The organism is Scytonema hankhaensis NUACC26 (assembly GCF_045865695.1).
Classification (GTDB): Bacteria; Cyanobacteriota; Cyanobacteriia; order Cyanobacteriales; family Nostocaceae; genus Scytonema.
Window position 1 is genome coordinate 1 of record NZ_BAACAP010000049.1, and the last position, 7,622, is coordinate 7,622.

The 7,622-nt window shown below is 43.2% G+C and carries 5 protein-coding genes; 1 reads left to right on the forward strand and 4 read right to left on the reverse strand.

From position 1 onward, the window contains the following. Positions 1-346 precede the first annotated feature (346 nt). Complete coding sequence (locus tag ACKTT2_RS01075) at positions 347-1,966, forward strand: serine/threonine protein kinase (protein ID WP_407883092.1); 1,620 nt, start codon at positions 347-349, stop codon at positions 1,964-1,966. A 60-nt stretch (positions 1,967-2,026) separates the two neighbouring features. Here ACKTT2_RS01075 and ACKTT2_RS01080 read toward each other — a convergent pair whose 3' ends face one another. The 4 genes from ACKTT2_RS01080 to psaB all read right to left on the reverse strand — a co-directional run. After that, positions 2,027-3,043 (reverse strand): SGNH/GDSL hydrolase family protein, encoded by a 1,017-nt coding sequence (locus tag ACKTT2_RS01080; RefSeq protein WP_407883094.1) that lies wholly within the window; start codon positions 3,041-3,043, stop codon positions 2,027-2,029. A gap of 632 nt (positions 3,044-3,675) precedes the next feature. Beyond that, entirely contained in the window at positions 3,676-4,572 is an 897-nt protein-coding gene (locus tag ACKTT2_RS01085; RefSeq protein WP_407883097.1) for a DNA-methyltransferase, read from the reverse strand. Positions 4,573-4,766: 194 nt separating this feature from the next. Next, positions 4,767-5,237, reverse strand: a complete 471-nt coding sequence (locus ACKTT2_RS01090; protein ID WP_407883099.1) for an REP-associated tyrosine transposase — start codon at positions 5,235-5,237, stop codon at positions 4,767-4,769. A 368-nt stretch (positions 5,238-5,605) separates the two neighbouring features. After that, positions 5,606-7,622: photosystem I core protein PsaB (gene psaB, locus ACKTT2_RS01095; protein WP_407883101.1), on the reverse strand; the 2,017-nt coding region annotated here is incomplete at its 5' end.

Sequence of the window (7,622 nt, forward strand, 5' to 3'; positions counted from 1 at the left end):
ACAGTGACCAGTGACCAGTGACCAGTGACCAGTGACCAGTGACCACAATGTATAAATGCTTCAAACAGGGTGTGTTTCTCTCGTTCCGGTATCTCTGGCTGGGAATGCAACTAGCGAGGCTCTGCCTCGCGTGGTAGGTTAAGTATTAGGAGGCGGAGCCTCTGGTAAAGCATTCCCATGCAGAGCGTGGGAACGAGGGAGGGACGCAGAGCATGGGAACAAGGGATTGGTCATTGGTCACTGGTCACTGGTCACTGGTCACTGATAATAGCAGTTTCCGGTTTTGTGGTTTAAAATGCAGTACTAATATATTTACTTGATTGACTTACCACACTTAGGACTCCATATGCTAGCAGGTACAACCTTGCAGGGTGGCAAATATACTCTAGACCAGGAGATAGGTCGGGGAGGCTTTGGGATTACGTTCAAAGCAACTCATCACTACTTACATCACGTTGTGGTGATTAAAACTCTGAATGAGAAATTGCAACAGCATCCTTCTTTTGCCAAGTTTGAAAGTCAATTCCAAGATGAAGCTAGACGATTGGCAACGTGTGTCCATCCTAATATTGTCCGTGTAAGCGACTTTTTTGTTGAAAAAGGGTTGCCTTACATGGTGATGGAATACATTCCTGGTGAAACCCTGGCACAAGCGTTTGTGATTCCTGCGATTCCTTTGCAAGAAAGCATAGCAGTTCATTATATCCGGCAGATAGGAGCAGCCCTACAGACTGTGCATCAAAAAAACTTGCTGCATCGGGATGTTAAACCTGATAACATCATCCTTCGTGAAGGAACTCAGGAAGTGGTGCTAATTGATTTTGGGATTGCACGGGAGTTTAATCATGGAGCAAGGCAAACTCATACGGGTATCGTCTCAGAGGGTTACTCGCCTATCGAACAGTATATGTCGCAAGCACCTCGCACTCCGGCAACGGATGTATATGGCTTAGCAGCAACATTATACGCTTTGTTGACAGCACAAGTTCCCGTACCAGCATTACTGCGCGATCGCGAACCAATGCCTTCCCCTCGCGAGTTACAACCTTACTTAAGTGCATCAGTTAATCAAGCAGTGATGAGGGGAATGGCAGTAGAATCTCGTTTTCGTCCCCAAACTGTTGCAGAATGGTTGCAATTACTACCAAATACGAATATCAATGCAGTTCCTCAATCAGCTCCAACGCAAACAGTACCGACTATCGATTTATCAGCACAACAACCAATCGCAAAATCGCTTCAGAAGGTAACACCTAACGAAGGCGACACTTCACCACCTCCAAACAAACCTAATAAAGCCAACAAAAAACTCTCACCCAAGATTTTAATTGGTATGGGTGTGTCGCTTGTAGCTGCTACAACAAGTTTTGCGATCACAAGCGCAATAAACAAAAATCAATCGCCATCGCCACAGCAAACTGTGGAGAAGCGAGATAATACCTTATTTGAGAACACACCTACACCTACAGCAAATACAACACCACTTCCCGAACCAGACACCAACACAACTAGAAGCAATAACACCAATAGATCTCAAATTAACACTGCACCGAGTTCTACTTCCGGTTACAGGCGGCGCAAGCGTAACCGTCAGACTTCATCCGAACAATATCCCACACAAGAATCAACCAAAACTAATTCTAGAGAATCCGTAAATCGACAAGATCGAGATAGAGAACCAACACAGGAAGCATCAGAACAAAGACAAGAAGCGACTTCACGAAACACTGACTCCTCAAGCAAATTGAGAGAAAAACTGCGGAAATATCGCGATCGTAATATTGCCCCAGCATCTTCAGAAAATCAAGCACCATCTTCAAGTGGAACTTCAGAAATATCCCCACCCGCCAACCAGTCAAACAGTTCTTCAAATAATTCCCCTGTCGTCGTTCCCGAACAACGTTCCAACCCAGAACCCAGACAACCCGACTCATCATCTGTCGTCGTTCCAACACAAGAACAATAGATTTTAGATTTTAGATTTTAGATTTTAGTAAAGTAGGGTGGGCAATGCCCACCATATTGGTCACTGGTCACTAGTCACTGAATAAACCTTATTTTCAGAACTTAACTTAAACTCCACCTGACGTAAAGCCGATTGCCAAACTTCATATCCTTCTCGACTCAGATGCAAACCATCAGTAGTTAACTCTTCACGAAGATTGCCACGAAAATCTGTAAACCATTGATAAAGATTTAAATAATAAGCATTTTCTTGTTTAGCAATAAGAGCTAGATGACCATTGATATTACGAATACGCTTATTAGGAATGTTTGGTAATCGAGTTGGTAATATTGATTGGACAAAAATCTTTGCTTGTGGATGAGCTTCTCTTAAGTTACGGATCATTTTACGATGATTGCGTAAAATGGTTTCATCTGTCAGCCCTCTCCGCAAATCATTGATTCCTGCCATTATGTAAATAACATCTGGTTTCGTTGTAGAAAAAGCCGAAAGCCTTTTGACAATACCACCAGAAGTATCTCCAGAAATTCCCTGATTCAGCCACAATCTATCCGGTGGTAAACTTTCTTGAGGAAACCACAAACTTAAAGAATCTCCCAGTAAAATTCCCAAACTGTTTTTACCTTGTCCTTGTGCCATGACTTTAGCTTCAAAAGACAACAGGTTTTTCCAATCCTCATAAGTCAATTGGCTTTTATTTGCTGCTACTAATAATGACTGCAAGCGTTCATTGGGAAAGTTAGTTTGAGTTGGGTTGGTTTTCAGTTCGAGCAATCTTTGATGGTAAAGTTGACGCCCAGAGACTGCTCCGCGACTATAGGTCGGTTGAGTATTAAAATGGAAAGAAGAGGCTGTTGGTTTTGATAATATCTGATTATTAGTGAACTCAGGTACAGAAGGTGTCGATCTTTCGACAATAGGCACTATTTTTCTGTCCACAGCACGCGGCGTATTGTCCTTTAAATTCCACAAAATTCCACTATTTTCTGCTTGAATAATTGATAGTTGTGGAATAGTTGATGCTGGTATTATCACTCCTGTTAACAAACCTGCTGCCAACAGATAAAAGTCCTTCATTGCTTACAATTTCTCCTCCACTTGCTGCTTTCTCCTATTGACAGCACGAATTAACTGAGCTCAGGATAATTTCAAGTACTTTCACTTATTCTTTTTATTAGGGATGTCCAAGAAATAAATTATCCATCTTGTGGGACGGGCGTCCTCGCCCGTTCTTCATTAGTGACGGGCTAGAAGCTCCGCAGTCGCCTCAACGGGGGGAACCCCCGCAACGCACTGCTCTCCGCACGGCGCTGCTCTCCGTACCACAAGAGAAAGTTGGTTATTTTTTATTTGGAAGTCCCTTGATATAGGAATCCTATCCGATCTGTAAAAATTCGTGGCGTATAAATCCCCGCCTTCTTTGAGAATTTGGGGAGCTAACTTTTCACGAATGATTTAGGATTGCTATAGAATTCAGGTTTGTAAAAACAGACAGAATTCTCTTTATCAGTTCTCAAAATTTTTAGTATAAAAATATACGTATTTTGATAACATTGTCTTCTAAGTACGAGCAGTACAATAAATCTTTTCACTCAATTGGTAAAAGTTCACTGACACTGGCTGTAAAGAATAGTCAGATAATACACTAGCTTTTTAGATATGTCCACATAGATGGTACAAAAAGTATTTACATAACAGCTATAGTTATTCTATAAATCTACGAACCGATGACGACTGCCAATTACATAATCTTCATTAATTTCAAAAGAAATCCATCGACGCTTTAAAGTTTCTGCAACAAAACCAGTGGTGTTGGAACCCGCAAAAGGATCTAGTACCATATCACCTTCATCTGTTAAAAATTTGATGAAGAATTCTGCAAATCCTTGCGGAAATCGTGCAGGATGTGGTTGAATTCCTAGAGTTTTACAACGACGCAAGTAAGCACTATTAGATTCAGTGTTAGCAATTTCTAACAAGTTTGGTGGAATAGCTCCTTGATTATCTTTTTGAAATTTGTCAGAAATATCATGCCCACTAGGACGTATTTTTGCTTTATAACCCTTTTTCAACAGTTGTTTCATACTTTGACTGTATGGTTTTAAAACTTTTCTGTTATCAGCTTTTGGGTGAGGCGTTTTCGATAACCACCAAACAATGTTGACTGAATCCTTAACACGGATTCGCCTAACTGTCACCCACTCAGCAGGAGTAGGTAGTCTGGCTGGGTTGTAGTGATAGAATTCTTGAGAGAGGAAAAAACCAACTTCCTTACACAGTCTGACTAAAAGTTCATACTGGTAAATACTTCGTACCGGATAACCGGGGAGATATGCACCTCCTAAATCCAGAATAAAAGACCCATCTTCTGTAAGAACTCTTTTAAATTCATGAGCAAAAGGCAGAAACCATTCTACGTATTTTTCTGCACTCTCGTTTCCGTATTCCTTCTTACGTGTCAGTGCAAAGGGCGGTGAAGTGAGGATGAGATTGATAGTACTATCTTTTAGGGATTTAATAAGATCTAGGCTATCACCTAAGTATACTTCTCCGTTGGGTTGAGTGTAGTAGGGGTTGAAATTTGTTCTTATCTGTTCTTGTTTCAAGTGTTTTAAATGTTATTCTTCAGGTTTTGAACGGTAAAAATTGCACAGCCTCAGTTAACTCAACTCTTGTGGTACGGGCGTCCTCGCCCGTTCTGCTATACAAATTAAAAGTGCAACAGCTTACCAATACTACTTAGTAAAGCTCAAAAAATGAACAAAAGTTGCAAACTCTCAAGAGAAATAAACAAATACTGTTATTCACAATTTTGCCAGAAAAAAGGGTACTCTTCTGGTGTATCTGATAGACCTGCTTTAACAGGATTTTGTCTGATGTATTCCCAGTATCCCTGAAACTCTTGTTCATTTCTAATGATGCGATCGTATCTTTCCTCTTGCCAGACTGTGCCTGTATGTTTCATTACCTTTGAAATTTGCTTAGCACTATAACTTTTAATACTGTGCATAATACTACTTAATGACCAAAACTCATATTCAGATTTAAGCTTAGGCTGAATTAGCATATGTACATGGTCTAACATTATAACCAAAACAAAAATTTTATATCTTTTGTTATTGAAGAAGAGGCAAGCATTCAAAACGACTTGCCTAGCTTCTGGAGTTAGTTCTAACTTTTCCCAGGAATTAAAGGTAATAAAATAAACTGCCTCATTGAGTTCCCAATGAGGTAAAGTTCTTTGAGTGATTTTTAACTTTGGCTCTTGCATTTAACATTAGTAAAGTAATTTTTGTCTTGCAAGGTAGTTTGCTCTTTCCTCCTCACTTCATCTTTCCCATCTCAATAAATAAATTTCACATTTCTAGTGGGGTGGGCATCTTAACTGCCCTCTTTCTCTACGGGCGGGACGCCCGTACCACAAGAGCAAAGTTTATTTCAAAAACTCCTTGGTTGTGGAGTGGGCATCCTTCTTGCCCTTTTCTACTACCATTTTGGGCTGTTTATCCTTACTGTCATCATCTCTGACGGGCGGGACGCCCGTACCACAATTGAGAAAATTTCAACAGCAAAAAAATCCCCCGCCTTGCAGCGAGGGACTTTCACTAGTTACTTACTACTACAAATTCAGCTAACGGATCAACCGAACTTACCTGCGGTTGAAGCAATCAAGAATGCCGCGTAGGTGAAGACGTAACCGACAGTGAAGTGTGCTAAGCCTACCAAGCGAGCTTGAACGATGGACAGAGCAACGGGCTTGTCTTTCCAACGAACTAAGTTCGCCAATGGAGTCCGTTCGTGCGCCCAAACTAAGGTTTCAATCAACTCTTGCCAGTAACCTCTCCAAGAGATGAGGAACATGAAACCTGTTGCCCAAACTAGGTGTCCGAACAAGAACATCCACGCCCAAACTGAGAGGTTGTTCACACCGTATGGATTGTACCCGTTGATTAACTGAGCGGAGTTCGCCCAGAGGTAATCGCGGAACCAACCCATCAGGTATGTGGATGATTCGTTAAATTGTGCAACGTTGCCTTGCCAAATTCCCAGGTGTTTCCAGTGCCAGTAGAAGGTGACCCAACCAACTGTGTTCAACGCCCAGAATGTCGCGAGGTAGAAAGCGTCCCAAGCGGAGATGTCGCAAGTACCGCCACGACCGGGACCGTCGCATGGGAATGCATAACCGAAGTCCTTCTTGTCGGGCATCAGCTTGGTACCGCGAGCATCCAAAGCACCCTTAACGAGTACGAGAACGGTGGTGTGGATTGCTAGGGCAAAAGCGTGGTGAACGAGGAAGTCTCCCGGTCCAATGGTTAAGAACAATGAGTTTGTCCCATTGTTGATTGCATCAACCCAACCAGGTAACCAAGGCGCACCGGCGGTGGAAGCAACGCTTTCTGGGTTGGAGAGTAGGGTGTTCAAGCCGTACAGAACTTTACCGTGAGAAGCTTGAATGAACTGTGCGAACACTGGTTCAATCAAAATTTGCTTTTCGGGTGTACCGAATGCTACCACTACGTCGTTGTGGACGTACAAACCTAGGGTGTGGAAGCCCAAGAATAGGGATACCCAACTTAGGTGAGAAATGATGGCTTCTTTGTGCTTGAGTACGCGGTCGAGCACGTTGCCTTTGTTTTGTTCTGGGTCGTAGTCACGTACCCAGAAAATGGCGGCGTGGGCGAAAGCACCTAGCATCAAGAAGACAGCTATGTACTGATGGTGCGTGTACAGCGCTGCTTGTGTCGTGTAGTCCTTAGCTATGAAAGCGTAAGGAGGCATGGCGTACATATGCTGCGCTACCAAGGAGGTAACGGTTCCTAGCGCTGCCAAGTGAATGGACAACTGGAAGTGCAAGGAGTTGTTGTAGGTGTCGTACAGTCCTTGGTGGGGTAAGTTGAACTGTCCTTCTGTCTTTACGCCGAAGAAGTTTTTGGCGTTCAACATTTCTTTGATGCTATGACCGATCCCAAAGTTGGTACGGTACATATGACCGGCGATAATGAAGATGACAGCGATCGCTAAGTGGTGGTGTGCCATATCCGTCAGCCACAGGGACTCTGTTTGCGGATGGAATCCACCTAAGAAAGTCAAAATTGCTGTGCCTGCACCTTGAGATGTGCCGAACACGTGGCTAGCTGTATCGGGGTTAGAAGCGTAGGCTCCCCAGTTGCCTGTGAAGAAAGGTTGCAAACCTTCTGGATGGGGCAGTGCAGTTAGGAAGTTATCCCAACCAACGTGCTGTCCGCGTGATTCGGGGATAGCGACGTGTACCAAGTGACCCGTCCAAGCCAAAGAGCTGACACCGAATAAACCTGCCAAGTGGTGGTTCAAACGGGGTTCCGCGCTCTTAAACCAAACTAAGCTAGGACGGAACTTTGGTTGTAAATGCAACCAACCAGCGAACAAAAAGATTGCTGATAGAACCAGCAAGAACACTGAACCTACATACAGCTCATTGTTCGTCCGCATACCGATTGTGTACCACCAGTGGTAAATACCTGAGTAGGTAATGTTGACTGGATTGCTAGCGCCTGCTTGCGTAAATGCTTCTATTGCTGGTTTCCCAAACTGTGGATCCCAGATTGCGTGGGCAATGGGACGGATATGAAGCGGGTCTTTAATCCACTGTTCAAAGTTACCTTGCCAAGCTACATGG

Bases quoted from the DNA above. Each gene is read 5' to 3' on its own strand.
- ACKTT2_RS01080 (WP_407883094.1), bottom strand. From the start codon at position 3,043: ATGAAGGACTTTTATCTGTTGGCAGCAGGTTTGTTAACAGGAGTGATA.
- ACKTT2_RS01075 (WP_407883092.1), top strand. From the start codon at position 347: ATGCTAGCAGGTACAACCTTGCAGGGTGGCAAATATACTCTAGACCAG.
- ACKTT2_RS01090 (WP_407883099.1), bottom strand. From the start codon at position 5,237: ATGCAAGAGCCAAAGTTAAAAATCACTCAAAGAACTTTACCTCATTGG.